Annotated in this window: 19 protein-coding genes; 11 read left to right on the top strand and 8 right to left on the bottom strand. The window is 63.6% G+C overall.

Translation table 11 applies throughout. From position 1 onward, the window contains the following. Window positions 1-59: 59 nt before the first annotated feature. The 8 genes from tssH to tssA all read right to left on the bottom strand — a co-directional run bounded on the left by tssH (window position 60) and on the right by tssA (window position 9,877). Complete coding sequence (gene tssH, locus HX823_RS11645; protein ID WP_177074927.1) at window positions 60-2,717, bottom strand: type VI secretion system ATPase TssH; 2,658 nt, start codon at window positions 2,715-2,717, stop codon at window positions 60-62. Then, complete coding sequence (tssG, locus tag HX823_RS11640) at window positions 2,710-3,753, bottom strand: type VI secretion system baseplate subunit TssG (RefSeq protein WP_177074926.1); 1,044 nt, start codon at window positions 3,751-3,753, stop codon at window positions 2,710-2,712. The genes tssH and tssG overlap by 8 nt, the downstream gene beginning before the upstream one ends. Then, window positions 3,717-5,576, bottom strand: coding sequence for a type VI secretion system baseplate subunit TssF (tssF, locus tag HX823_RS11635; protein ID WP_177074925.1), 1,860 nt, complete (start codon window positions 5,574-5,576; stop codon window positions 3,717-3,719). The genes tssG and tssF overlap by 37 nt, the downstream gene beginning before the upstream one ends. After that, window positions 5,573-6,088 (bottom strand): type VI secretion system baseplate subunit TssE, encoded by a 516-nt coding sequence (gene tssE / locus HX823_RS11630; protein ID WP_005792513.1) that lies wholly within the window; start codon window positions 6,086-6,088, stop codon window positions 5,573-5,575. Before tssE ends, tssF begins: the two co-directional genes overlap by 4 nt. Before the next feature lie 78 nt (window positions 6,089-6,166). Next, a complete protein-coding gene (locus HX823_RS11625) occupies window positions 6,167-6,655 on the bottom strand; it encodes a type VI secretion system tube protein Hcp (protein WP_005792512.1) in 489 nt (162 codons plus the stop codon). A 151-nt stretch (window positions 6,656-6,806) separates the two neighbouring features. Continuing rightward, window positions 6,807-8,303: a type VI secretion system contractile sheath large subunit gene (gene tssC, locus HX823_RS11620; protein WP_010207548.1), complete on the bottom strand. Its 1,497-nt coding sequence runs from the start codon at window positions 8,301-8,303 to the stop codon at window positions 6,807-6,809. Between the two features lie 2 nt (window positions 8,304-8,305). Further along, window positions 8,306-8,812, bottom strand: coding sequence for a type VI secretion system contractile sheath small subunit (gene tssB, locus HX823_RS11615; protein WP_010207547.1), 507 nt, complete (start codon window positions 8,810-8,812; stop codon window positions 8,306-8,308). A gap of 54 nt (window positions 8,813-8,866) precedes the next feature. After that, entirely contained in the window at window positions 8,867-9,877 is a 1,011-nt protein-coding gene (gene tssA, locus HX823_RS11610) for a type VI secretion system protein TssA (RefSeq protein WP_177074924.1), read from the bottom strand. 394 nt (window positions 9,878-10,271) lie between these two features. Between tssA and tagH the strand changes: the two genes are divergently transcribed. Genes tagH through HX823_RS11555 form a run of 11 tightly spaced genes read left to right on the top strand, consistent with a single transcriptional unit; the run spans window position 10,272 to window position 26,197 of the window. After that, window positions 10,272-11,567, top strand: a complete 1,296-nt coding sequence (gene tagH, locus HX823_RS11605; RefSeq protein ID WP_177074923.1) for a type VI secretion system-associated FHA domain protein TagH — start codon at window positions 10,272-10,274, stop codon at window positions 11,565-11,567. Window positions 11,568-11,624: 57 nt separating this feature from the next. Further along, entirely contained in the window at window positions 11,625-12,134 is a 510-nt protein-coding gene (gene tssJ / locus HX823_RS11600; RefSeq protein WP_177074922.1) for a type VI secretion system lipoprotein TssJ, read from the top strand. Between the two features lie 18 nt (window positions 12,135-12,152). After that, window positions 12,153-13,487, top strand: coding sequence for a type VI secretion system baseplate subunit TssK (gene tssK, locus HX823_RS11595; RefSeq protein ID WP_177074921.1), 1,335 nt, complete (start codon window positions 12,153-12,155; stop codon window positions 13,485-13,487). A 6-nt stretch (window positions 13,488-13,493) separates the two neighbouring features. After that, the gene (locus tag HX823_RS11590) at window positions 13,494-14,783 is read left to right on the top strand and encodes a DotU family type VI secretion system protein (protein WP_177074920.1); all 1,290 of its coding nucleotides are present in this window, start codon (window positions 13,494-13,496) and stop codon (window positions 14,781-14,783) included. After that, on the top strand, window positions 14,780-18,280 hold the full coding sequence (gene tssM, locus HX823_RS11585; protein ID WP_177074919.1) for a type VI secretion system membrane subunit TssM: 3,501 nt from the start codon (window positions 14,780-14,782) through the stop codon (window positions 18,278-18,280). Before HX823_RS11590 ends, tssM begins: the two co-directional genes overlap by 4 nt. Then, window positions 18,277-18,930, top strand: a complete 654-nt coding sequence (tagF, locus tag HX823_RS11580) for a type VI secretion system-associated protein TagF (protein ID WP_177074918.1) — start codon at window positions 18,277-18,279, stop codon at window positions 18,928-18,930. The genes tssM and tagF overlap by 4 nt, the downstream gene beginning before the upstream one ends. Then, the gene (locus tag HX823_RS11575; RefSeq protein WP_028618488.1) at window positions 18,931-19,650 is read left to right on the top strand and encodes a PP2C family serine/threonine-protein phosphatase; all 720 of its coding nucleotides are present in this window, start codon (window positions 18,931-18,933) and stop codon (window positions 19,648-19,650) included. It abuts the gene before it with no gap. Then, entirely contained in the window at window positions 19,647-22,607 is a 2,961-nt protein-coding gene (locus HX823_RS11570) for a serine/threonine-protein kinase (RefSeq protein WP_177074917.1), read from the top strand. The genes HX823_RS11575 and HX823_RS11570 overlap by 4 nt, the downstream gene beginning before the upstream one ends. Next, the gene (locus HX823_RS11565; RefSeq protein WP_177074916.1) at window positions 22,607-23,311 is read left to right on the top strand and encodes an ABC transporter ATP-binding protein; all 705 of its coding nucleotides are present in this window, start codon (window positions 22,607-22,609) and stop codon (window positions 23,309-23,311) included. Before HX823_RS11570 ends, HX823_RS11565 begins: the two co-directional genes overlap by 1 nt. Further along, window positions 23,311-24,495, top strand: coding sequence for an ABC transporter permease (locus HX823_RS11560; protein ID WP_177074915.1), 1,185 nt, complete (start codon window positions 23,311-23,313; stop codon window positions 24,493-24,495). Before HX823_RS11565 ends, HX823_RS11560 begins: the two co-directional genes overlap by 1 nt. Beyond that, window positions 24,488-26,197, top strand: coding sequence for an SUMF1/EgtB/PvdO family nonheme iron enzyme (locus tag HX823_RS11555; protein WP_177074914.1), 1,710 nt, complete (start codon window positions 24,488-24,490; stop codon window positions 26,195-26,197). Before HX823_RS11560 ends, HX823_RS11555 begins: the two co-directional genes overlap by 8 nt. The last annotated feature ends 40 nt before the right edge of the window (window positions 26,198-26,237 follow it).

Below are 26,237 nucleotides of genomic sequence, written 5' to 3'. Positions count from 1 at the left end.
CTGACACACCGCCTTCGCGAGCAAGCCCGCTCCCACAGTTTTTACCGCATTTCTTCAGGTCAATCGTTGAACTGGTAGTGCAATTCGTTATCCCGACTGCTGATCAGTACCCCCGCCAGCGGCTTGCCTTCGAGCATGCGCGTGAGGAACTCACGGCTCATGTCCGGCAGCAGGCTATTGGTCAGAATGGTGTCGATCATGCGCCCGCCACTTTCGGTCTCGGTGCACCGCGAAACGATCAGGTCGACCACCGCGTCGTCGTAATCGAACGCCACCTTGTGCGTGCTCTCTACGCGCTTCTTGATGCGGCCCAGTTGCAGGCGAGTGATCGCCTTGAGCATCTCGTCGCTGAGCGGGTAGTAAGGGATGGTCACCAGACGGCCGAGCAGCGCCGGCGGGAAGATCTCCAGCAGCGGCTGGCGCAGGGCCTTGGCGATTTCTTCCGGCTCGGGGATGTTCGCCGGGTCTTTGCACACGTGGGAAATCAGCTCGGTACCGGCGTTGGTGGTCAGCAGGATCAGGGTGTTCTTGAAGTCGATCACCCGGCCTTCGCCGTCCTCCATCACGCCCTTGTCGAACACCTGGAAGAAGATCTCATGCACGTCCGGGTGGGCTTTTTCCACCTCGTCCAGCAGCACCACACTGTAGGGTTTGCGTCGTACGGCTTCGGTCAGCACGCCGCCTTCGCCGTAGCCGATATAACCCGGTGGCGCGCCCTTGAGGGTCGACACCGTGTGGGCTTCCTGGAATTCGCTCATGTTGATGGTGATAACGTTCTGCTCGCCGCCGTACATGGCTTCGGCCAGGGCCAGGGCGGTTTCGGTCTTGCCCACCCCGGAGGTGCCAGCCAGCATGAACACGCCAATCGGCTTGCTCGGGTTGTCGAGGCCGGCGCGGGAGGTCTGGATGCGCTTGGCGATCATCTGCAGGGCATGGTCCTGGCCGATGATGCGTTTCTTCAGGTGCTGGTCGAGGTTGAGCACGGTCTCCAGTTCGTTGCGCGCCATGCGGCCCACCGGGATGCCGGTCCAGTCAGCGACCACCGAGGCCACGGCCTGGTAATCCACGGTCGGCAGGATCAGCGGGGTTTCGCCTTGCAGGGCGCTCAGGCGTTGTTGCAGGTCGACCAGTTGAGCGCGCAACTCATCGTTGCCACTGTCGACCACGCCCGCCTTTTCACGCAGCGTTGCACGGGTGGCTAGCAGCTCGTCCACCAGGGTTTTCTCTTCAGTCCAACGGTTTTCCAAGGTCGCAAGACGCTCACGCTCAGCGCTCAACAGCGCCTCGGTGTTGGTTTGGCGCGCACCAATCGCAATGCCGATGGCATGCTCACGGGCGATGATTTGCAGCTCGGTTTCCAGCGCCTCGATGCGACGACGGCTGTCGTCCACCTCCGCAGGCACCGCGTGCAGGCTGATGGCGACGCGGGCGCAGGCGGTGTCCAGCAGGCTCACGGATTTGTCCGGCAACTGGCGCGCCGGGATATAACGGTGGGACAGCTTCACCGAGGCTTCCAGGGCTTCGTCGAGGATCTGCACCTGGTGGTGTTTCTCCATGGTCGACGCCACGCCACGCATCATCAGCAACGCCTTGTCTTCCGACGGCTCGGCCACCTGCACCACCTGGAAGCGGCGGGTCAGGGCCGGGTCTTTCTCAATGTGCTTCTTGTACTCGGCCCAGGTGGTCGCGGCCACGGTACGCAAGGTGCCGCGAGCCAATGCAGGTTTGAGCAAGTTGGCTGCGTCGCCAGTCCCAGCGGCGCCGCCAGCACCGACCAGCGTATGCGCTTCGTCGATGAACAGGATGATCGGCTTGGGCGAGGCCTGCACGTCTTCGATGACCTGACGCAGGCGCTGTTCGAACTCGCCTTTCATGCTCGCGCCGGCTTGCAGCAGGCCCACGTCGAGGCTGCGCAGTTCCACGTCTTTCAGGGCTGGCGGCACGTCACCGGCGACGATGCGCAGGGCGAAGCCTTCGACCACGGCGGTCTTGCCCACGCCGGCTTCACCGGTGAGGATCGGGTTGTTCTGGCGACGACGCATGAGGATGTCGACCAGTTGGCGGATCTCTTCGTCACGGCCAACAATCGGGTCGAGCTTGCCACTGCGGGCCTGCTCGGTCAGGTCGACCGTGAAGCGCTTAAGGGCTTCCTGCTTGCCCATCGCGCTCGGCGCCATGGCACCGCTGGCTTCACCGGGCACGGCACCGGCATTGAAACCATCGCTGGCGCTCAAGGCGTTTTCCGGCGAATCACCGACGTACTCGTCGAAACGCTCGCTCAGGGCTTCGGCCTTGATCTTGTCGAACTCGGCAGACAAGCCCAACAGCGCATGGCGCAGGCTTGGCGTCTTCAGGATACCGAGCACCAGGTAGCCAGTGCGCACCTGGCTTTCACCAAACATCAGGCTGCCGTAGACCCAACCGCGTTCCACGGCCTCTTCCACATGGGAGGACAGGTCGGTGATCGACGTCGAGCCACGCGGCAAACGGTCCAGCGCTTCGGTCAGGTCACGGGCCAGGCGCGCCGGCTCCACGTTGAACTGACGGATGATGCGGTGCAGGTCCGAGTCCTGCAATTGCAGCAACTGGTGGAACCAGTGCGCCAGTTCCACATACGGATTGCCCCGCAGTTTGCAGAACACGGTGGCGGCTTCGATGGCCTTGTAGGCCACGCTGTTGAGTTTGCCGAACAGTGCGGCGCGACTGATTTCACCCATGCTCTGGATTCCTTGAGGTGGTGGCGTGATCGGCGTAATGCCGGGCCAGGATTAGGTCGTTGGCGTCATGCTCGGGCTTGCCGAGCCAGGTGTTGAAGCCCAGGCGGAACTGGCCATTGAGTTGCAGCGCCGGCACTTCGGGTTGTTGCAAAACCAGGTTGAGGTCCCAGTCCAGTTCATGGCCCAGGTACTCGGCCACCCACGCCACCAGTTCGTTGAACGGCGGGTGGCCAGGCAGCATGCCCATGTAGTCGTCCAGCTTGAGCGGGCCCAGGCGGATTCGGAATTTGTGCTGGCGGTCCCACACGAAACTGCCCAGGCAAAAGTCCACGCCCAGGCGGTTGGCGCTCACGCTGACGCGGCTGCGCTCGGGCAACTCCAGCCATTGGCCGACGTATTCTTCAATCTCCACCGGCAGGCCGAAGTACTCGCTGAGAATGGCTTTCAGGCCGTCTGGATAGCGGGTTTGCGCCGACAGGTGGCCGCTGTAGTGCAGCTTCGCGGTATCCGGGATTAGCCCCTGATTCAGCAGGCTTGGCATGCCCCGGCCACTTAAAGCGGCGAGGCGCGCGGACCAGTAATCATCGTCCGGTCGGTCGTGGCTGACCGTCGGCCGCGCCTCGGCCCAGGCCCGGTAGAACAGGCTGAGCAGGCGGTGGTGGAACACGTCCAAAAACTGTTTGCTGGTGCTGTCGGCGTTGTTGCGCTGGCGCTCGCGCACGTACTCGGTGATGTGCAGCGGCAGCGGGCCATTGGGGCCGCCAAGGCCGAAGAAGAATTGCTCCAGCCGCGCCGGCTTGCCGTCGCCACCGGGATCGACCGAGGCCAGGGTGGCCGGGGCGAAGGTGCAATCGGCCTGTTGCCCGAGGCGCAGCGGATCGTCTGCCAGGCGCAGGGAATGGCCCAGGCGCGGTAGCTCCGGCGATTCGCACTCGATACGGCGCAGCGCCTGGAAGAAATCGTATTCCCAGGGCTCCTGATGCATCGCATCCAGGGTACTCACAGGGTCGGACGACGTCCGGGCTTGGCTTTCCATCGCATGATCTCGCCGCGTTCGGTGGTACGGATCACCGTCTCGGTAAAACTGTTGATCGACACGTAGCGTGCCAGGAAGCGTTCCAGCACCGCACCGAGCAGGAACACGCCGGTACCGCGAAACGCGTTTTCATCAAACTCCAAGGTGATTTCCAGGCCACGGCCAAACACGATCGGGCCGGGCATCGGCAAACGTCGGGTCACGGCTTTGCTGCTGACCTCGCGCAGGCCTTCGATCTGCAATTGCAGGGCGGCGTCGTTGCTGTCGCCGTACAGGCGCAGCAGTTCGCGCAAGGCCGCCGCGCCCTGGCCCTGTTCGCTCAGGGACAGGTAGTTGAGCGATAACTGGCTGATCAAGCGCCAGGCCTTGGCGTCATGGGCGTGGCTGGCGCGCGGGCGGCTCGGGCCAGCCACGCAACGCACGGACAGCACCGGGGCGCTGTCGGCCAGGGTGAAGTCGGTCTTGCCGTTACCGATGCTCATGAACAGGGGCAAGTCGCGGTTGGTGCACAGCGCGGTGACGCCGAGTTGGCGCAAGTCATGGCCGTAGGGCGCTTGGCGGCTGTCCACCAGGCTGACAAAGGTCTCGCTGCCCACATAGGTGGAGCGTGGGCCGTTGCGGCGCTGGTCGCTGGATAAGACGCGGGGCTCCCGGCGTACGGTGTAATAGGCCAGGTCGCGGCCGTAGCGCGACGGATCACGCACGGCATAGAACGGCAAAAACGGCTGCTCCGGCCCGGTACCGTGACCGGTGATGCCGCTCAACGAGTGAATCTCGAAGTCCATCGGCCGCGTGCGGTCGGCGATCACATGGTGTTCGTTGACCCGGTCGGACAAGTGGATACGGTCGACGCGCTTGGGGAACAGGTTGATTGCCGGCGTGCAGAACGGCAGGAACTGCGCCGCGCCGACGCTGCCTTCCAGGCTCGGCTCATGGCGGTCGAACAACACGATCAGCTCCAGCTCCTGGCCGTCGCAGCGTTTGACCGCACGGCTCAGCTCGGCGAACTCGACGAACAAGTAACGGTGGGGCAGGGCGAAGTATTCCTGCAACAAGCGATAGCCCTGGAACGCGCGTGCGACCACCGGCATGGCGGCGTCGGCATCGTCAAAACCACGGGAGCGCAGTGCATCCTGCGGCAGGCGCTCGACCCAATCGCCACCCGGTTGGCGTGCAAACACCGCGCAGGCATTGCCCAGCAGTTGCTCGTAAAGGCGGAAGGGTTGCTCGTCGGCACCGCTGAGATAGAGCGGCAGGTTATCCAGGTCGAGGCTGTTGAACGGTAATTCGGCGCCGGTGCGCAGGGTCAGGCGCAGGCCGGCCTTGGCTTTCGGCTCACTGGCGGCCAGGCGACCCAACACGGCGGCGGGGTTGCCGAAGTATTCGGCGTTGCTCACCTGCAACGGCCACAGCGTCACCGGATGCGCGGTGCGGTACTCGCAACAAGTCTGGGTTTCGCGGCCCAGCGCAGCACGCAATACGGTGTCGCGGGGCAGTGGGAAACCACTGGCCAGCGAACCTTCATCCGGGTCGGTCTGCAATTGCACCACGGTCATCGATGGCGTGGGCGCCAGGTAATGCGGGTAGGCAATTTCCAGCAGGTTGTGGGTGAAGGTCGGGTACTCGGCGTCGAGCTTGAGCTGCACGCGGGCCGTGAGGTAGGCAAAGCCTTCGAGCAAACGTTCGACGTACGGGTCGGCGCAGTCCATACCGGACAGGGTCAGCCGACTGGCGATCTTCGGGTATTCCTTGGCGAACTCGGCGGCGCTTTCGCGCACGTGGTGCAGTTCCTGGTTGTACAGCTCCAGCAGGCGCGGGTTCATGGGCGTCTCCGCTGGTCGGCATTCACGACACGCACGTGGCCGGACTCCAGGTCGAGATCGGTTTGCAGCAGCAGGCGCAACGGCACCGGCTGTGCCCACAGGTCGCCTTCGATCTCGAAACTCAGCGCGTTATGGTTCATCTCGCCATGGCCGACGCGGGCTTTTACACGCAAGGTGTGGCGCAAAATGCGCGGTTCAAAGGTGGCGATAGCCTGGTAGATCAACGCTTCCAGCGCCTTGATATCCACACTGGAAACACTGTTGCCCGCCAGCGCCGGCAGGCCGTAGTTGACCACCGAAGTACCGGCCGGGGTGTGCAACGTGGCATCGGCATCGAGCAACGACGTGGTGTTGAGCAGCCACGCCAGGTCGCGCAGCACCGAGGCTTTCAATTGGGTCAGGGACAGCACGCGTTTGTCGGCGCTTTCCTTGGGATTGGTTGGATCGTCGTCGGTCAGCCGGTCCAACAGGGACGGTTGCAGACGGTCGCGGGAAGCGATTTCAGTGACCACCAAAGCGGCTCCACGGACGGGGTGTGAGAGGGACAAGTGGGCTGTGGCCGTGGCGCGAAGCCACGGCCTCAAGGGCTATCAGCGCTTGGTGTTGGAACGGATGTTCCAGCCAAACTTGATCGCGCCGCCGTCTTTGGTGCCGTCGGCTTTCTGCGGCTGGTAGTCAACCATCACTTGGGCGAAGTTCAGGGTGACGTTCTCGGTCAGGCGGTCATCGGTGCCCGAACCGCCGGTGCTCAGGGAGGTCACCAGCACTTCTTCCAGGTTGATCACCATGTACTCGACCTGGCTTTCGCCGCCGGCCTTGCGCACGGTCAGCTTGACCTTGTCGATGTGCTTGCCGCTGGCGCAGTGCATCATCAGGTTCGGCGACGCCTTGTCGACGTACTTGGTCAGCGACAGGTCCTGGATATTCACCTTGCCCGCGCCGCCGCCACCGCCCACGTGCATGTTGCCGGACTGGGCCATGCCCCAGCTCCAGTTCAGCACGTCGATTTCGTCCTTGTGGGCCTTGTCCATGGACTCGCCCTTGATGTCGCCGATCTTGATGAAAATATCAACAGCCATGTTTTCTCCCTGTGTGGCCCGAGCCACTCGATGTGTTTTGTGTGGGAGCGGGCTTGCTCGCGAATGCGGTGGGCCAGTCAATATATCTGCTGACTGACACACCGCATTCGCGAGCAAGCCCGCTCCCACAGTAGAGCGAGTTCGCTGTTACTTACGCGCTTTTCGCCGAAGGCAGCTTCGATACCAGGCGCAACGACACCGTCAGCCCTTCAAGCTGATAGTGCGGGCGCAGGTAGAACTTGGAGTTGTAGTAACCCGGGTTGCCTTCGACTTCTTCCACGATCACTTCGGCAGCCGCCAATGGATGCTGGGCCTTGGTGGTTTCGGTGGAGTGCGCAGGGTCACCGTCCACGTAGTTGAGGATCCAGTCCTGCAACCAGCGCTGCATTTCGTCCTTCTCTTTGAAGGAACCGATCTTGTCGCGCACGATGCACTTCAAGTAATGGGCGAAACGGCAGGTGGCAAACAGGTACGGCAGGCGCGCGGCCAGGTTGGCGTTGGCGGTGGCGTCCGGGTCATCGTATTCGGCCGGTTTCTGCAGGGACTGGGCGCCAATGAACGCAGCGAAGTCAGTGTTTTTCTTGTGCAACAGCGGCATGAAACCGTTCTTCGCCAGCTCCGCTTCACGGCGGTCGCTGATGGCGATTTCGGTCGGGCACTTCATGTCCACGCCACCGTCATCGGTAGGGAACGTGTGCGCCGGCAGGTTTTCCACTTCACCGCCAGACTCGATACCACGGATGCGCGAGCACCAGCCGTAGTGCTTGAACGAACGGTTGATGTTCACCGCCATCGCGTACGCGGCGTTGGCCCAGGTGTACTTGGAGCTGTCGGCACCGTCGGTGTTTTCTTCGAAGGCAAAGGCTTCCACCGGGTCGGTCTTGGCGCCGTACGGCAGGCGTGCCAGGAAACGCGGCATGGTCAGGCCGATGTAGCGCGAGTCTTCCGATTCACGCAGCGAGCGCCAGCCGGCGTATTCCGGGGTGGTGAAGATCTTGGTCAGGTCGCGCGGGTTCGACAGTTCTTGCCACGAACCCATGCCCATCACGGTCGGCGAGGCCGCAGCGATGAACGGGGAGTGCATGGCGGCGCAGACTTTCGACAACTCGCCCAGCAGTTCCACGTCCGGTGGCGACTGGTCGAAGTAGTAGTCGCCCACCAGGCAGCCGTAAGGTTCGCCGCCGAACTGGCCGTATTCTTCTTCGTACATCTTCTTGAAGATCGGGCTCTGGTCCCACGCGGTGCCCTTGAACTTCTTCAGGGTCTTGTGCAGGTCCGGCTTGGAGATGTTGAGCACGCGGATCTTGAGCTGCTCATCGCTCTCGGTGTTGTTGACCAGGTAGTGCAGGCCACGCCAGGCGCTTTCCAGCTGCTGGAAATCCTGATGGTGGATGATCTGGTTGACCTGGGCGGTCAGCTTGGCGTCGATGGCGGCGATGATCGACTCGATCGACTTGATCGCGTCATTGGACACCAGGTCGGTCTGCGCCAGGGCCTGTTCGGCCAAGGTGCGCACGGCGGTTTCCACGGCTTCGCGGGCGCGCTCGGTCTTGGGCTTGAACTCTTGCAGCAGCAGGTTGGCGAACTCGCTGGCTTCTTCGGTGGCACCCAGGATCTGGCTGCCTTCGCGGGCGGTATTGTCGGTCATGATTACTGATCCCCTGCAGGCTTCGGCGCGCTGGCAAGTGCCTGGAGCAGTGCCGGGTCCTTGATCGCCTTCATGATGATTTCTTCAGCGCCGGTCTTGCCGTCCATGTAGGTCAGCAGGTTGGCCAGCTGGGTGCGGGCTTCGAGCAGTTGGTTCAGCGAGTCGACCTTGCGGGCCACGGCGGCCGGGCTGAAGTCGTCCATGCTTTCGAAGGTGATGTCCAGGCTCAGGTTGCCTTCGCCGGTCAGTTCGTTCGGTACGTGGAACGCCACGCGCGGCTGCATGGCCTTGAGGCGTGAGTCGAAGTTGTCGACGTCCACTTCAAGGAACTTGCGGTCGGCCACCGGCGCCAGAGGCTCGGCGGGTTTGCCGGCGAGGTCGGCCATCACGCCCATCACGAAGGGCAGCTGGACCTTTTTCTCGGCGCCGTAAAGCTCGACGTCGTACTCGATCTGCACTCGAGGCGCACGGTTGCGCGCGATGAATTTCTGAGAACTTTGCTTCGCCACGTTGCTGCTCCTGGTCGCTTGAGCGACGGTGTTGTTACTGCACAGTCGGGCGGTTTACTCGCCGTCCGGGCCGCGCAGGTTTTCAAATTGGGACATGCCGTCGGGAATCAGATTGCGCACGATGGCCGCGAAGTCGGCGTGCACCAGATGCTTGGCCCGGTTCAACAGCACCGGCAGCGGGCTCGAAGGCTCGTACCGGGTGTAGTACGCAAGGATCTTGTCGAGGCTGCGCAGCACGTCGTCGCGGCTGGCGATATCGCCAACCGGGCGCGGTGCTGCGGGGGCGGCGGCGTATTCGACCGAGGGGGCACTGTCTTCACTGACGGCCTCGGGAACGCTGCTGCCGGGCACCGCTTGATTGAGTATTTGCAACGCTTGTTTGAGCGGTTGCTTCAAGGCACTGAGGTCCACGCCCTGGGCGGAACCGACCTGATCATTGACCTGCCGTTCGATGGCTTCACACGCCCCACGCGCCGCCATCAGCGCGTCGCGGGTGGCTTGCAGGTGCTCGGGGTCGCTGTCGAGGAACGCGGCGTTGAGCTGCTGGGCGCCGAGTTGCTCGTCGGGGAAGCTCAACAGGCCGCTGGCGTTGAGCGCCGCGCGCAGGCTCACGGGGCCGAAGGTGCGCGAACGCGTGAGGATGCTTTCGCGCAGCAAGCGAATATTGGTGTCGCAGGTCAGGCCGGTGAGGGCGTTGATGCGCACGGTGGGGTCGTTGTCGTCGTCGGCATCCAGGCGCGGGTGCAGGTCGGCCCAGTAATCGCGCAGCAACGCGTCGATCAGCGTCAGTGCTTCGGCCAGGCCAGCGACGCCTTGGAGGGCGAGGGCGCTTTGCAGCAGGAAATGGGTGATGCGCAGGTCTTTGCTGCGCGCGAGCAAGTCCAGGCTTTGCTGCTGGATACTGCGCCATTCCGGCGGTTCAGCGGGCAGGATGGAGTCGCCCATGCTGCGCTCGGGTTGGCCCTTGGCATCACGCTCCAATTGCAGAAATTGCGCGTCATATTCCATGTCTTCGCCACACGGCGAAGTCGCGGAAACGGCGGTGAGCAGCAACGGCACATCCACTGAATTTGATCTCCCTATCAGCCCGTTAGATGGCGGGCAATTCATGCATTAGTTGCGCGAGGAACTTTGCATGTTTTCTTGGTCATATAAGCAAGATGCCACTAATGTGCCATCACTGGTATTCAAGAAGTTGTGCATTTTTGGTGTAGTACTTACGCCTTGTCAAGGTAAGCTATTCGCCCTCTGTGACAGATGTGCGGTGCTTAACAACCTGCGCGACTGGTGGGTCGAACGACGCACCGGGACAGGATTTTTGTCATAGAGCCCAGTTAAGATCAGCGATCATGCTGGCATTGGCAGGTTTTAGACGGTCGATTGCTCGACCTGATGGCGATATCCCGGGAGGCGCTGTCCTGGGAATCGACCGCGCGCGAAGTATCAGCAAGGAGGCAAGATGTCGCTGTGTTTGACTATCACTAGTTATCACAAGATTACCCCTGGGCAGTGCTCCGAAAAGTCCTTGAATCAGGGCTCGATGGCTATTGGCCGCAGTTCCGATAATGACTGGGTATTGCCTGACCCAGAGCGCCTGGTCTCCTCGCAACATTGCGTTATTCAATACAAAGATGGTCGTTATTATCTAACGGATAACAGTACAAACGGAGTGGAGTTGGTTAACGCCGGTATTCGTTTGCGTAGAGGTAATAGCGAGCTGTTGCAAGATGGCGAGTTGATCCGCATCGGCGATTACGAGATCCAGGCGCGTATCGACTTCAACGTGCAGGCCGTCGACAGCCAGCCGTTTGCCGGCGACTCACCGAACAGCTTTGAAGCGCTGATGGGCGCCGTGGCGAACACGCCCACACCGGTGCCAGTGATCGCGCCGCAGTTCCAGGGCGCTTCGTCGATGGACACGCTGCCGGACCTGTTCGACTTCCTCAGCCCCACCGCCGTACCGCCGCCGACCGTGGCGGACCATGTACCTTCCGAGCAACACGATTTCCGGCCACCGACGCCGGTTGCGGTCGAGAAACCCGTGGTTTCAGGCTCGGTGATTCCCGAAGATTGGGACCTGTTTGGCGACACGCCCGCGCTCATCGCGCCACCGCCCGTGCCGGTCATTGCGCCGCCACCTGCGGTCGAGCCTGTGACAGACACTCAGCAACCCGACCTGCTGCAGGCCTTCTTGCGCGGCGCCGGCCTCGATCAGCTGCGCCTGGACAAAGCCCAGGCCGAGGCCCAGATGGAAAATATTGGCCGCAGTTATCGCCTGATGGTCGAAGGCCTGATCGATGTGTTGCGTGCCCGCGCCAGCCTCAAGGGCGAGTTCCGCATGCAGCAGACCATGATCCAGCCCGCCGAAAACAATCCGTTGAAATTCGCCCCGAATGCTGACGAAGCGTTACTGCTTTTACTTCGCCACGGTAACCAAGCGTTTATGGCGCCGGATGCCGCCGTGCGTGACAGTTTCAACGACCTGCGCGCCCACCAACTGGCGGTGATGGCCGGCGTGGAAGCGGCGATCAAACACCTGCTCACGCGCTTTGAGCCAGCACAACTGGAAGAGCGCATGGGCAAGCCTGGCGGGCTCTCGAGTATTTTCAACGGCTCACGCCAGGCCCAGTACTGGCAGCAGTTCACCGAGCTCTACAGCAATATTTCCCGCGAGGCCCAGGAAGATTTCCAGGACCTGTTCGGCCGCGAGTTCAGCCGGGCCTACGAAGAGCACAGCGCACGACAGCGTCGATAAAACCGCGCCGCAACACATGGATAAACGGATAGCTAAGTACGTCATTGAGGACGCAGGATGATTCCCAGGTTTTTACTCGCAGCCGCTACCTTGCTGCTGCTGACAGCGTGTGCCAAAGACGCCGCCAAACCCGAAACCACCGCCGAGGCCGAAGCGGAGACGGCCGCCGTCGAGCTGCACTTTCATGCGATCAACGGGCTCAACCCCGGCGCCAACGGCCAGGCCGCGCCGGTGCGGGTGCGCATTTTCGAACTGAAAAACGCCGCCACCTTCGCCCGCTCCGATTACTTCGCCCTGGCCGACCGCGCCCAATCGACCCTTGGCCTGGACCTGCTGGACCAGGACGAAGTGATGGTGCAGCCCGGCGAGCAACTGAGCATCCAGCGCGACCTCGACCCGTCCACGCGCCAGATCGGTTTGCTGGTGGGCTATCGCGAGCTGGACCGCGCGCAATGGCGCACGGTGATCAACGTGCCCGCGCGCCAATACACCGAATACCAGATCAGCCTCGATGTGCGTGCCGTGCGCGCCGACGTCGTGGTCACCCCATCCAGCCCTGCCCAATAAGAAGCAATCGGAGCCCCCATGTCCTGGAACAATCGCGTGGTCTGGTCGGAAGGCATGTTCATCGGAACGCAGCACTTCCAGCAGCATGACCGTTACCTGGAAAACCTGATCGATGCCCGCAGCCGCCCGTTGTCTGCCGGGGCCTGGGGCTTTTCCGAACTGCTGATCGACCAGGGCCTGCTGGCCCAGGGCAAGCTGGCGATTGTCTCGGCGCGTGGCCTGTTGCCCGACGGTACGCCGTTCAACATTCCCCAAGACGATCTGGCGCCGAGCCCGCTGAACATCGATGACAACCTGCGCGACGGCCTGGTGTACCTGGCGCTGCCGCTCAAGCGTGCCGGCGCCCGCGATACCGTGGAGGAGGGCGAAGCGCTGGAAGCGGCGCGTTATGTGAGCCAGGTTCGCGAGGTGCGTGACGACAACGCACCCTTCGAAAACCGCGCCCCGGTGGCCGTGGGCGCCCGCGCCCTGCGCCTGCTCACCCCCCAGGATGGCATCAGCGATTACGCCGCTATTGGCCTGGTGCGCATCAAGGAAAAACGCGCCGACCGCGCGCTGGTCATCGACGACACCTACATCCCGCCCGTGTTGGACGTGGCGGCGAGCAAACCGCTGACGGCATTTCGCAGCGAGCTGCTCGGCCTGCTGCATCAGCGCGGCGAAGCCCTGGCGGGACGCGTGGTCGCTTCGGGTGCCGGTGGCGCGTCGGAGATTGCCGATTTCATGCTGCTGCAACTGGTCAACCGCGCCCAACCGCTGATCCAGCATTTGAGCCAGTTGAGCCCGCTGCACCCGGAGCGCTTCTTCAGTGAACTGGTCAGCCTGGCGGGAGAGTTCTCGACCTTCTCGACCTCAGGCCGCCGCCCCCAGGAATACCCGCAGTACCAGCACGACGACCTGGCCCTGAGCTTTGCCCCGGTGATGGCCGCCCTGCGTGAAGCGCTGTCGATGCTGATCGACAGCAAGGCCACGCCGATCCCGATTGTGGAGAAAGCCTACGGCGTCCACGTGGCGATGCTGGCCGACAAGACCCTGCTCGACAACGCCAGCTTCATCCTCGTGGTGCGTGCCGATGTTCCCGGCGAAACCCTGCGCGCGCGCTTCGGCCAGCAGAGCAAAGTCGGTTCGGTGGAACACATCCGCGACCTGGTCAACCTGCAACTGCCGGGCATCACCCTGTTGCCTCTGCCCGTGGCGCCGCGCCAATTGCCGTACCACGCAGGTTCCACCTACTACGAGCTGGATCGCGGCAGCGAGGCCTGGCAACAGCTGGGCAATTCCGGCGGCTTTGCCTTCCACATCGCCGGGCAGTTTCCGGGCTTGAACCTGGCCTTCTGGGCGATCCGAGGATAATCCGCGATGCATCCCAATGATGATGACCGCACCCAGTTCATGCCGCGTCCGGGTGGCCGGGCGCCGGAACCTGCACGTGCCGAACCTTCGCCGCTGGCCATGCCAGCAGCGCCGATGCTCACCGGCAAGAGCCAGGGCCTCAACCCGCTGGAAAGCGCCGCCGGCCCGTTGTTGGCCCTGCTGACGCGCTTGCGCAACACCATCGCCCACCCGGCGCCGGCCAGCCTGCGCGCGCAGTTGCTGGCCTATCTGCGCCAGTTCGAAGAGCGCGCCGAAGCGGCCGGTGTCGCCCGCAACGAAGTACTGCTGGCGCGTTATGCGCTGTGCACTGCGCTGGATGAAGCGGTGTTGAGCACGCCTTGGGGCAGCACCAGTGACTGGGGCAAACAGAGCCTGTTGATCACCGTGCACAACGAGGCCTGGGGCGGCGAAAAGGTCTTCCAGTTGCTCGACCACTGCCTGCAAAGCCCACGGGAACGCCAGTACCTGCTGGAGCTGTTGTACCTGTGCATGTGCCTGGGTTTCGAAGGCCGCTATCGCGTGATGAATGACGGTCGCAGCCAGTTGGAAACCCTGCGCGAGCGCACGGCTGCCGCCATTCGCAGCGCCCGTGGCGAACACGAACGTGAACTGTCGCCACACTGGCGCGGCGTGACCGTGGCGCGGGATCGCCTGGCGCAATTCATGCCGCCGTGGATCGCCGTGGCCATCGGCCTGGCGTTGCTGCTGGCGCTGCTGTTTGGTTTGCGCATGAAGCTGGCGTCGGATGCCGAGCCGGTGTTCAAGAACATCCACGCCTTGGGCGAAATTCCGGTGCAGGCCATCGACCGCCCGGTGGCACAACCCAAAGTCATCGAGCGTCCGCGCCTGGCGGGCTTCCTGGTGGAAGACATCAAGGCCGGGCGCGTTGCTGTGGAAGATGCGGTCGATCGTTCGGTGGTGACCATCCGTGGCGACGAGCTGTTCGCGTCCGCCAGCTCCAGCATCGTCGATGACTACCAACCGCTGATGCTGCGCATCGCCGACGCCATCCGCAAAGTCAAAGGCCAGGTGCGCGTGACGGGGCACAGTGACAACCGCCCGATTGCCACGCTGCGTTTCCCGTCCAACTGGGCGCTGTCCGAAGCGCGGGCCAAGTCGGTGCTGGACATCCTCGCGGCCAAGACCGGCCAGGCGGAGCGCTTCAGCGCAGAAGGGCGCAGCGACACCGAGCCGGTGGCGACCAACGCCACCGCAGAAGGCCGCGCCCGCAATCGTCGGGTTGAAATCACCGTATTGGCGGAGGGCGTCGAGTGAAGGCGTTTTTCAGTTTCATGATTCGCTGGGTGATCCCCGTGCTGGGCCTGATCGCCCTGAGCCTGATCATCTGGTTTGTCGGGCCGTTGCTCGACGTGCTGGTGCCGGAAGGTCGCCGCTGGGCGCTGATCATCCTGGTGTTCGCGGTGTGGATGGCCTACCGCGTGTTCCGCATCATCCAGGCGCGGCGCCAGGCCGCCGAAGTGATGCGCAGCCTGGCCGCCGAAACCCCGGCAGACCCCAACAGCGTCGCCACCGTCGAAGAACTCACCACCCTGCGCCAGCGCATGGACGAGGCCCTGGCGCTGCTGAAAAAGGCCAAGCTCGGTGGCGATGAGCGCCGCAATCTCTACGAGCTGCCGTGGTACGTGATCATCGGCCCACCGGGCTCGGGCAAGACCACGGCGCTGGTCAACTCCGGACTGCATTTCCCGTTGGCCGCGCAGTTGGGCGCGGGTGCCGTGCGGGGTGTTGGCGGTACGCGCAACTGCGATTGGTGGTTTACCGATCAGGCCGTGTTGCTCGACACCGCCGGCCGCTACACCACCCAGGACAGCAACTCCACGGTGGATAAAGCCGCCTGGCTGGGCTTCCTCGACCTGCTGAAAAAGCAGCGCTCGCGCCGTCCCATCGATGGCGCCTTTATCGCCATCAGCCTGTCGGACCTGTTGCTCGGCACCGATGCCGAGCGCGCCGCCCATGCCGCCGCCATCCGCTTGCGTATCCAGGAGCTGTACACCCAACTGGGCGTGCGTTTTCCCATCTACCTGATGCTGACCAAGCTCGATTTGGTGCCGGGCTTCATGGAGTTCTTCGACAACCTGAGCAAGGAAGAACGCGCCCAGGTGTGGGGCATGACCTTTGCCCTGGACGACGGCAAAAACAGCGACAGCCCGTTGGCGCACCTGCAAAGCGAGTTCGCCGGGCTGGAACAGCGCCTCAACGAACGTCTGGTCGAACGCCTGCAACAGGAGCGCGACCCGGCGCGGCGCGACCTGATCTACGGCTTCCCGCAGCAGTTCGGCGCATTGAAGGATTGCCTGCAAAGTTTCCTCGAAGGTGTGTTCAAGCCCAATGCCTTTGAAGAGCGCGTGCTGCTGCGCGGTGTGTATTTCACCAGCGGCACCCAGGAAGGCAGCCCGATCGACCGCCTGATCGGCGCAATGGCCCAGAGCATGAACCTGGATCGTCAGCACCTGGCGCGCCAGAGCGGCACGGGCCGCAGTTACTTCATCGAAAAACTCTTCACCGCCGTGGCGTTTGCCGAGCGCGGCTTGGTTGGGGTGAACCCCAAGGTCGAGCGCCGACGCAAGTGGATTGCACGCGGCGTGCTGGCCGCCACCGTGGCGACTGTCGTGGTGGTCAGCGGTTTGTGGTGGGTGAGTTACCGCGCCAACCAGGCGTATATCGCTCAGGTCGACCAGAAGGTTGCACCGCTGGGCCAGACCGTGCAGAGCCTGAGCCCGGCGCAGCGTGACATCCTCGCGGTATTGCCATTGCTCAATGCGGTGAAGAACCTGGCCGGCGACTCGCCGAGCTGGTCCGAAGGCCTGGGTCTGTACCAGGGCGACATGCTTGAAGCCGAGTCCGCCAGCGTCTACCGCAAGCTGTTGATCGCCGTGTTCGCGCCACGCCTGGTGACGCGCATCGAAGAACAACTGCACGGCGGCGGCAATTCCGACTTCCTCTACGAAGGCCTCAAAGCCTACCTGATGCTCGCCGATGCCGAGCATTACGACCCGGACTTCATCAAGGCCTGGATCGCCCTCGATTGGGACCGCAACCTGCCGCGCGACCTGCCGGCCGATCAACGCCAGGCACTGGCCGGGCACTTGCAGTCGTTGTTCGAACGCCATCCGCCCAATGCGCGCCTGGATCCACGACTGATCGACGACCTGCGTCGTCAGCTGCAACAGCTGCCGGTGGCCCAGCGCGTGTATGACCGCGTCAAGCGCCAGAAACTGCCTGAAGGCATCCCGGACTTTCGCCTCAACGAAGCCGCCGGCCGTGATGCGGCGCTGGTGTTCAGCCGCAAAAGTGGCAAGCCGCTGGGCGAGCCGTTGAGTGGGTTTTTCACCGCCAAGGGTTATCGCCAAGCGTTTTTGCTGAGCAGCCTGAACCAGACCGGCACCCTGGCCGAAGAGCAATGGGTGCTGGGCCATGAACAGGCCGACCAGCAGAATGTGGTGAGCCTGGCCGCCGACGTACGTCGCCTGTATTTCCAGGACTACCAGCGCCAGTGGGACGCCTTGCTGGCGGACATCGACTTTGTGCCGATCACCAGCGTGGCCCAGGCGGCCGACGTGTTACGGGTGATATCCGGCCCGACTTCTCCGCTGAAAAAACTGCTGGTGGCGGTCGCCAAGGAAACCGACCTGCAAGCCGAAGAGCGCCAATTGGCCGCCAAAGGCGTGCCGGTGGAAGGCGGCGTCGACAAGCTCAAGGAGCGCCTGGGCAGCCTGCTTGGCCAGGAGCAACCGAGCGCCAATGCACCTACTGCGGCGGATGATCCGGTGACCGCACACTTTGCCGAACTCAACAGCATCGTCAGCAAGAATGAAGGCGAACCGGCAGCCATCGATGGCCTGCTCACCGACATGAACGCGCTGTATGTGCAGGTCAGCGCCATGGTCGGCGCCAGCGGTGATGCCTTGCTCGGCGAGGCGAAGAACCAGGCGGCGGCAGCGGCCACGCGGGTCAGCCTGAATGCCGAGCGCCAGCCGCCGCTGGTGCAGGGCATGGTCAAGTCGGTGGTCAATTCCACCACCAACAGCATGATGGGCGGGGTGCGCAATCAACTGAACGCGGCCTGGGCCAGCGAAGTAGTCAACGTGTATCGCCAGTCCCTGGCCGGCCGCTACCCGATGTCGCCGGGCAGTGCGCGGGACGCGACCCTGGATGACTTCGGCCAGTTCTTCGGCGTGGGCGGGGTGATGGACAACTACTTCCGCAAATACCTGCAGCCTTACGTAGACACCTCCGCGCAGACCTGGCGCTGGCAGCCGGGCGCGGCGCAGAAGCTCGGCATTGCTCCGGGCGTGCTGCAAGCCTTCCAGCGCGCAGCGACGATCCGCGATGCGTTCTTCCGCTCGGGTGGCACTCAGCCCATCGTGCGTTTCGAACTCAAACCGGTGTCGATGGACCCGACCATCACCCAGTTCCTGCTGGACCTGGACGGTCAGCAACTGAGCTACGACCACGGCCCAAGCCGCCCGGTGGCGATGCAATGGCCAAACCCCGGCAGCATTGGCGTGGTGCGTCTCTCCATCATGCCGCCCGCCGCCAGTGGCCGTTCCGGCGTGACATTGGACGGGCCGTGGGCGTGGTTCCGCCTGCTGGAGCAGTCGGACCTCACCGCCGGAAACTCGCCGGACCGTTTCAACCTGCGCCTGCGCGTGGACGGTGCGAGCATCGCCTACGAGTTGCGCGCCAACAGCGCGTTCAACCCGTTCAAGAGCCGCGTACTCAGTGGTTTCAGCCTGCCGGAGCGGCTATGACGACCTTGGGTTTCTACGGCAAGTTGGCCAGCCGTGGCGACTTCGTCAGCCGCGCGTTGCCCCAGAGTTTCATCGGTCCGTGGGACAGCTGGTTGGCGGCGGGTCTGCTTGCCAGTCAGAACAGCCTCGGCGGCGATTGGCTCAACACCTACCTGGTCAGCCCGTTGTGGCGCTTTGTGCTGGCGCCGGGTGTGTGCGGGCCGGACGCGGCGGCGGGTGTGGTGATGCCGAGCATCGACTGGGTCGGGCGTTATTTCCCGCTGGCGGTGGTGACGTTGCTCGATCACGACACCAATCCCGCATCCCTGGTCGGCGGGCCGGACACTTGGTTCGAGCAGGCTGAAGAATTGTTGCTTAGCACCCTGGATGCCGGTGCCACCTTCGAAAGCTTCAATGACGGCCTCGACAACCTTGGCTTTCCGGCGAGCGAGCCGCGCGCGGTGGGTGGCCGTTTCGCCGGCTTGCAACGGGTGGCCGCCACCGTGCCTCACGGGCGCATGACCGCCCTGGCCGAACAGGCCTGCGAAGGCGCGAGCCTGTGGTGGGGCCGTGGTTCGCAGACGATTTCCCCTGGTTTGTTGCGGTGTCAGGGCCTGCCTGCCGCTGGCGATTTTGCGCAGTTTTTGCTCGGACAAGAAGGTGTGGTGTAGATGGGGTCGACGTACAAATCCGCGAGCAAAAGCCATGTGGGCATGGTGCGCCAGGTCAACGAAGACGCCTGCCTGGACCTGCCGGAAAACCGCCTGTGGGTGGTGGCCGACGGCATGGGCGGGCATGCGGCGGGGGACTATGTGAGCAGCCTGATCGTCGACAGCCTGCGCAGCGTGCCGGTGGGCCGCTCCCTGGATGAGTACACGGCGGCGCTGCGCAACGACCTGCTGCGCATCAACGCCGCCGTGCGCGAAGAAACCGCCCACCGTGGCGTGACCATGATGGGCAGCACCGTGGTGCTGTTGGCCGCCCGTGGCCTGCGCGGGGTTTGCCTGTGGGCTGGCGACAGCCGCTTGTACCGCCTGCGCGACGGTGTGCTCGAAGGCATCTCCCGCGACCACAGCTACGTGCAAGACCTGCAAGACAGCGGCCTGCTCAGCGAAGCCGACGCCCGCACCCATCCACGCGCCAATATCGTCACCCGTGCGATCGGCGTGGAAGCGCACCTGGAACTGGCGGTGGTCGACCTGCTGATCGCCCCCGGTGACAGCTACTTGCTGTGCAGCGACGGCCTGAACAAGACCGTCGAAGACCATGAGATCCGCGAAGTCCTCGGCCACGACACGCCGGATGAAATCGTGCGCAGCCTGGTGCACCTGGGGCTCAACCGGGGTGCGCCGGACAACATCACCGCCATCGTTGTGAAGGTATCGGCATGAACATCGTCATTCCCGGTTATGACATCGAGGGCGAGATCGGCGAAGGCGCCATGGCCAGTGTGTACCTGGCGACCCAGCGTTCCCTGGAGCGCAAGGTGGCGTTGAAGGTGATGGCGGCGGCGCTGGCGGCTGACCCGAGCTTCTGCGAACGCTTCCTGCGTGAGGGCAAGACCCTGGCGCGCTTGTCGCACCCGCACACGGTGACCATCCATGACATCGGCAATGTCGGTGAGTTGTATTACATGGCCATGGAATACCTGCCCAACGGCACGCTCAAGGAGCGCATCGCCGTCGGCATGACGCCGGAGAAGGGCGTGACGCTGATTCGCCAGATCGCCTCGGCGCTGGGCTATGCCCATGCCCAGGGCCTGGTGCACCGCGATGTGAAACCGGCGAACATTCTGTTCCGCGCCGACGGCACGGCGGTGCTGTCGGATTTCGGTATCGCCAAGTCCCTGGATGATCGCACCCAGTTCACCCAGGCCGGGTTTGCCGTAGGCACGCCAAGCTACATGAGCCCAGAGCAGGCGCGGGGCCAGGAGATTGATGGTCGCGCCGACCTGTATGCGCTGGGCGTGGTGCTGTACGAGATTCTCGTCGGCAAGCTGCCTTATACCGGCACCGATGCGCTCTCCACGGCGCTCGCGCACCTGACTGAACCATTGCCCGAATTGCCGGTGCACCACGGCCGGTATCAGGAGGTGCTGCGCAAGCTGTTGGCCAAGGATCCGGCGGAGCGTTTCGCGGATGCGGCGGCGTTGTTGCGGGCGTTGGATAACCTGCCGTCGGAATCGCCAGAGGCCACCTTGGTGCGCCCGTTGCCGATCCCGATGAATTTTGATCTGGCCGGCATCACCCCGGAATCCATCGAGATCCCCACCGAGAAACCCCAGCCGGTGCGCCAACCGGTGGTGCCGCCGTCCCAGCACAGCGAGCAGCGCCGTGGGCCGGTGTTGGCACTGGCCGCGGTTGCGGTGGCGGTTGCGTTGGCGATTGGTGGTGCCAGTTATTGGTGGTTGAGCGGCAGCGATGAACCTGTGGTCAAACCCCCGGCTGCGGTGGTTGTGCCGCCAGTGGCGCCGGCTGTGGCAGAAGTGGATGGCGGCCAGCGTCCGTTGCTGATGGCGGGCAAGAAAACCCTGTTCCAGCGCGTCCTCAGCAAACCCGGCGCCAAGCTTTCAACCGACGCCGGCAGTGCGCCGGGCAAGGCCTTGCCGGCGTTTTCCGTGCTCTACGTCTACCAACTCAAGGATATCGAAGGCAGCCCATGGGTACGCGTCGGCGCCGCCACCGATGGTCGCAGCGACGGCTGGTTGCCTGCGTCCCAGGTCAGCGACTGGAAGCAGAGCCTGGTCTTGAAGTTCACCGAGCGTTCGGGTCGGGCGCCGGTGATGTTCCTGCGCCAATCCGCTGAAGTGGAAAAACTGCTGGCTGACCCGACCGCCGCCAAAGGCGTACTGGCCAAGGCGCAGAAAAACAGTGAAGACAACAGCCAGATCCTGGCCCTGGAACCAACCGCCAGTGCGGTGCCGCAAAACCAGTTCTACCTGCTGCCGATCTTCGATTCCAAAGAGACCTTCGACGAAAACGGCCAGCCAGTGCAGTTGCTCAATGTGGCCTCCATCGACCCCGGCATCAGCGCGGCCGCCAAGCCCTCGACGCCGGTGATCAAGGCCAACGCCGACGCCTTTCGCACGGCGGTTGTGCTGGTGGTGGATACCACCGTTTCCATGCAGCCCTACATCGACCAGATCCGCGACGTGGTGCACGAACTGCAAACCCGCATCGGCGAACGCGGCGAGTTGGACAGCGTGAGCTTCGGCATGGTCGGCTTTCGCAGCAGCATCAAGAAAACCCCTGGCCTGGAATACGTCGCCAAGACCCTGATCACCCTCGACCAGGGCCGCGACCCGCAACGTTTCCTCGACATGGCGCGGCAGGTCAAGGCGTCCACCGTGTCCAGCCATTCGTTCAACGAAGATGCGTTCGCCGGGGTGATGCAGGCGGTGGACGGCATGGATTGGTCGGGCTATGGCGGGCGCATCATCCTGCTGGTCACCGATGCCGGCGCGCTGCGCAAGAACGATCCGTTCGCCGCCACCCAGATGAACGAAGCCGAGGTGCGCCAGGCTGCGCTGGGCAAGCAGATCAAGATCTACGCCCTGCACCTGCGCACCGACGCCGGTAAGAAAACCCATGCCGGTGCCGAGAGCCAGTACCGCATCCTCACCGCTGACGCCAACCCGCAGATCGGTGACCTGTACACGGCGGTGCCCGGCGGCGATGTGCGCAAGCTCGGTGAACGTGTGGATGAGATCGGCACGGTATTCGCCAACCTCGTGCATCAAGTGCGCAGCAACACGCCACAGCCGGTGCCGTTGCTGAGCAGCGCGCCGAGCCTGGCGGATAAATCCGCTGCCGTCGGTTATGCCATGCACATGGATTTCCTCGGGCGTAAAACCGCGAGCCAGGCGCCACAACTGGTCAGCGCCTGGACCGCCGACCGCGACCTGACCAACCCGGCACTGCCGGCGTTCCAGGTGTGCGTGATGCTGACCAAGTTGCAGCTCAACGACCTGCAGCAGTCGCTGAAACTGATCGTTGATGCAGCGCGCAAGACCCAGACTTCACCCAAGGATTTCTTCCAGGAAATCGCCAGCGCCTCCGCCTATATGAGCCGCGACCCACAGGCCCTGCGCAAGGGCGGCAACCTGGCCGACGGCGGCATCTTGGGTGAATACCTGGAAGGCCTGCCGTACCGCAGCAAGTCGCTGAACATGACCCAGGACCTGTGGTTGTCGTTGAGCGTGGCCGAGCAGGAAGACTTTATCGACGAGCTGGACTCGAAGATCCGCCTCTACGAAACCTTCCACAATGATGTGGCCAACTGGGTCCGTTTCGGCGATGCCGAGCCGGGCGATGCGTTGTACCGCGTGCCGTTGTCGACCTTGCCGTAATGCTGAACCTGAACGCGGTGCACAAGAGCCGGGGCGTCGGCAGCCAGCGCTACAGCCTGGTGATTCCGGCGCTGACGCTGCGTGCGGGTGAGCAATTGGCGATTGTCGGGCCCAGCGGTAGCGGCAAGAGCACCTTGTTGGATCTGCTGGCGTTGGTATTGGCGCCGGATCAGGTCGGGCAGTTTGAATTTCATCAGCAGGACATTGCCGGGTTGTGGCGCACCGATCAGCAATCCACGCTGGCCGCGCTGCGTAGCCAGCACCTGGGGTATGTGCTGCAAACCGGCGGCCTGCTGGGGTTTCTCGATGTGCGCGGCAATATCGCCCTGTCCCGGCAACTGTTGGGCTTGAAGGACGACGGCAGCGTGGCGCGCCTGGCCGAGCAGTTGGAGATCAGCGACCAGTTGGCCAAGAAACCGGCAGCGCTCTCGGTGGGTCAACGCCAGCGTGTCAGCTGTGCCCGCGCCCTGGCTCATGCGCCGCAACTGGTGCTGGCGGATGAACCGACGGCGTCCCTCGACCCCTTGAACGCCGAGCGCGTGATGCAGGCGCTGCTGGCCCAGGCGCGCGAACACCGTGCCGCCTGTGTGATCGCCACCCATGACGAACCCCTGGCCCGCGCCAGTGGCTTGCAGGTGCGGCGTATCATTTGCCGTCGCGACACCGACGGCGGCGTCACCGCGACCCTCGGGGAGGTGTGCTGATGCGCATGGGTCTGGTGGCGTCGCTGGCCTGGCAGGACTATCGCAACGATGCCTGGCTGTCGGCCTGTTCGGTGCTGGCGCTGGTCGCGGTCATTGCACCGTTGCTGGTGTTATTCGGCCTGAAATTTGGACTGGTTAGCAGTTTGACCGAACGTTTACAGACCGACCCCGCCACCCGTGAAATTATTCCGCTGGGCGGTGGTCGATTCAGCAGCGCCTTTATCGAGCAACTCGGCCAGCGCAGCGATGTGGCGTTTGCACTGCCGCGCACGCGACAGATTGCGGCGACCGCGCAGGTGGGCGCCTTGGCCCTGGAAATGCTGCCGAGCGCTTCGGGTGATCCCTTGCTGGTGGGTCTGCCGGTGCCCAAGGGCCTGGACCAGATCGTGCTGAGCCACACCGCCGCCGAGAAGCTGGCGGCACGGCCGGGGGATTGGCTGGAGACCCGTTTTGCGCGGCAAGTAGCAGGGCGCTTCGAGGCCCAGCGCACGCGCTTGCAGGTGCTGGCGGTATTGCCGCTGGAAGCTTTTGCCCGTGACGGTTTGTTTGCCGATTTGAAATTGCTGGAAGCCGCAGAAGATTACCGTGATGGCCGCGCAGTACCGGCCTTGGGCTGGGAGGGTGAAGCGGTCGGTGTGAGTGAACAACGCGTGTACCCGGCATTTCGCCTGTATGCGCGCAGCCTCACCGACGTAGAACCTTTGCGGGTGTTTTTCGCCGGGCAGAACCTGCTGGTGTCGACCCAGGCGCAGACCATCGCGCAGGTGCAGTCGTTGAGCCGCAACCTGTCGATCGTGTTCTGGGTGATCTGCGGGTTGGCGTTGGCGGGAGGGTTTGCGGCGATCTTCGCTGGGGCGTTGGCCGCCGTGGCGCGCAAGCGTCGGGAATTGTCGGTGTTGCGCCTGTTGGGGTTTTCCACCGGTGGGCTGTTGCTGTTTGTGGTGGTGCAGGCGCTGTACAGCGCAGGCTTCGCCGCCGTGCTCAGTGCTGGTCTGTATGGCTTGGCCGAGGCGGCGTTGAATCAGTTATTCGTGCAGGTGCCGGGCGAACACGCCAGTCACCTGTTGGCGCGTCATTATGGCCTGGCCCTGGTTGCAATCATGGGCGTCAGCGCCATGGCGGCGGCCTGTGGTGGTTGGCGAGTGGCGCGGATCCAGGCTTCTGAAGGAATCAGAGATGTTTAAGTTACTGGGCGCCTGTGTGGCGCTGACCTTGGCCTCCATGGCCTGGGCCGATGAGGCGAGTGACAAACTCGATAACCCCAAGCCGCTGGAAGGCGACGTCAGCCTGCCGCTGCCGTGCGAAGGCAACATGGTATTCCGCTATGCCTACGTGCTGGCCCAGGGCACCCTGGATGACCGCGAGATCAGCCTCGGCTACCCCTTTGCCGAAGGCGAGGCGGGCTATCAGCAGTCATTCATTTCCGGCTACCGCCGCGACTTCATCAATGGCCAGTTCACCCTCAAGGACCTGCCCAAAGACTGGAACAAAGTCATAGCGCCGTTGATGCCGAAGACCGACGCCAAGACCCCGCTCAAGCCCATGCTCTACTTCATCGGCAAGTACGAAGTGACGGCACGCCAGTACGCCCAGGTAATGTCCCAGGCGCAGTCCCTGGCCAACGGCGAACCGGCGCCGGCGTGTGACGCGCCTACCGGCATGGCCGGGCGCTTGCCCAAGGTGAAGCTGTCGCGTTTTGAGGCCGAGCGTTTCTCGGCGGTGTACAGCGCCTGGTTGATGAAATACCACCGCGACTTGCTGCCGGTCAGTGGTCGCGGCTCTTCGGCGGATGACGGCGGCCTCGGCTTTGTGCGCCTGCCCACTGAAGTGGAGTGGGAGTTCGCCGCGCGCGGCGGACATGCCGTCAGTCGTCAGGACCTGGAAGGGCGCCTGTTCCCGCGCCGTACTGAAGGTAGTGACAGCGACGGCCCTCTCGGCGATTACGCCGTGTTCAACCAGGTCGCCGGCGGCACCGGCCAGGCCGCGCGCCTGATGCCCATCGGCACCAAATTGCCCAACCCGATCGGTCTGTTCGACGTGATCGGCAACGCCGCAGAGATGGTCCAGGAATCCTTCCAACTGGTGCACGCCGGGCGTCGTCAGGGCACCTACGGCGGCTTTGTGGTCAAGGGTGGCAACTATCTGGAAGGCGAGGGCACGCTGTTCACCGGCATGCGCCGCGAGTACCCGCTGTTCGCCGCCGACGGCACCGAGCAAAGCAACGAGACCACCGGGTTCCGCGTGGCGATTGGTGCCTTGTCGGCGCCGCGTTCACGTTACAAGGAGTTGTTCGCCCAATGGCAGAAAGAAGGTCGCCTGGCTTCGCTGACCGACGCCATCGACGATGCCCAGGACCCGACCAAGCGCCTGGACAGCATCATCGCCGCCAGCGCCGACCCCAAGCTGCAAGCCGAGCTGGGGCTGGTCAACGAAGAGCTCAAGCGCAACGTCTCGCTGATCGCCCAGCAACGCGAAGAGGCGGCGGGCAACCTGATCCAGTCGGCCGCGTTGGTGGCCGAGACCATCGCCAACTACAACATCCGCCTGGCCAACCTGCAGAAGAGCCGCCAACAGTCCCTGGACAACAAGGACGAGGCCAGCGCGCAGCTGTTCGACATGGCGATTGCCAATGGCCGTAGCGCGCTCGATGGCGCGGTGGCGATCTATATCGACAACCTGGCCACCGGCACGCGTTACACCGATGCGGTGATCCAGGCGCAGTTTCAACGGATCAAGGAAGAGTTGGATCGCAAGCCAGTGCTCGGCAAGAGCCTGGTGACGCGCGCAACACTGTTCGTTCGCCATGTCGGCAACTACCGCAAGCAACAGCGGGCCGACCCGGCAACGATCTTGAAGGAATTGCTCGCAGCGAGCGGTCAGCGATGAGCGCTGGCTGTATGGCGAGCTTGGAAGGGACTCAGGCGGC

Origin of the sequence: Pseudomonas sp. P7759, assembly GCF_013386445.1 — a bacterium.
Lineage (GTDB): Bacteria > Pseudomonadota > Gammaproteobacteria > Pseudomonadales > Pseudomonadaceae > Aquipseudomonas > Aquipseudomonas azotoformans_A.
This window is presented reverse-complemented; position numbering and strand designations above follow the sequence as displayed.

Bases quoted from the DNA above. Each gene is read 5' to 3' on its own strand.
- tagH (WP_177074923.1), top strand. From the start codon at position 10,272: ATGTCGCTGTGTTTGACTATCACTAGTTATCACAAGATTACCCCTGGG.
- HX823_RS11555 (WP_177074914.1), top strand. From the start codon at position 24,488: ATGTTTAAGTTACTGGGCGCCTGTGTGGCGCTGACCTTGGCCTCCATG.
- HX823_RS11565 (WP_177074916.1), top strand. From the start codon at position 22,607: ATGCTGAACCTGAACGCGGTGCACAAGAGCCGGGGCGTCGGCAGCCAG.
- tagF (WP_177074918.1), top strand. From the start codon at position 18,277: ATGACGACCTTGGGTTTCTACGGCAAGTTGGCCAGCCGTGGCGACTTC.
- HX823_RS11560 (WP_177074915.1), top strand. From the start codon at position 23,311: ATGCGCATGGGTCTGGTGGCGTCGCTGGCCTGGCAGGACTATCGCAAC.
- HX823_RS11575 (WP_028618488.1), top strand. From the start codon at position 18,931: ATGGGGTCGACGTACAAATCCGCGAGCAAAAGCCATGTGGGCATGGTG.
- tssC (WP_010207548.1), bottom strand. From the start codon at position 8,303: ATGACCGACAATACCGCCCGCGAAGGCAGCCAGATCCTGGGTGCCACC.
- tssH (WP_177074927.1), bottom strand. From the start codon at position 2,717: ATGGGTGAAATCAGTCGCGCCGCACTGTTCGGCAAACTCAACAGCGTG.
- tssK (WP_177074921.1), top strand. From the start codon at position 12,153: ATGTCCTGGAACAATCGCGTGGTCTGGTCGGAAGGCATGTTCATCGGA.
- HX823_RS11625 (WP_005792512.1), bottom strand. From the start codon at position 6,655: ATGGCTGTTGATATTTTCATCAAGATCGGCGACATCAAGGGCGAGTCC.
- tssJ (WP_177074922.1), top strand. From the start codon at position 11,625: ATGATTCCCAGGTTTTTACTCGCAGCCGCTACCTTGCTGCTGCTGACA.
- tssF (WP_177074925.1), bottom strand. From the start codon at position 5,576: ATGAACCCGCGCCTGCTGGAGCTGTACAACCAGGAACTGCACCACGTG.
- HX823_RS11590 (WP_177074920.1), top strand. From the start codon at position 13,494: ATGCATCCCAATGATGATGACCGCACCCAGTTCATGCCGCGTCCGGGT.
- tssG (WP_177074926.1), bottom strand. From the start codon at position 3,753: ATGGAAAGCCAAGCCCGGACGTCGTCCGACCCTGTGAGTACCCTGGAT.
- HX823_RS11570 (WP_177074917.1), top strand. From the start codon at position 19,647: ATGAACATCGTCATTCCCGGTTATGACATCGAGGGCGAGATCGGCGAA.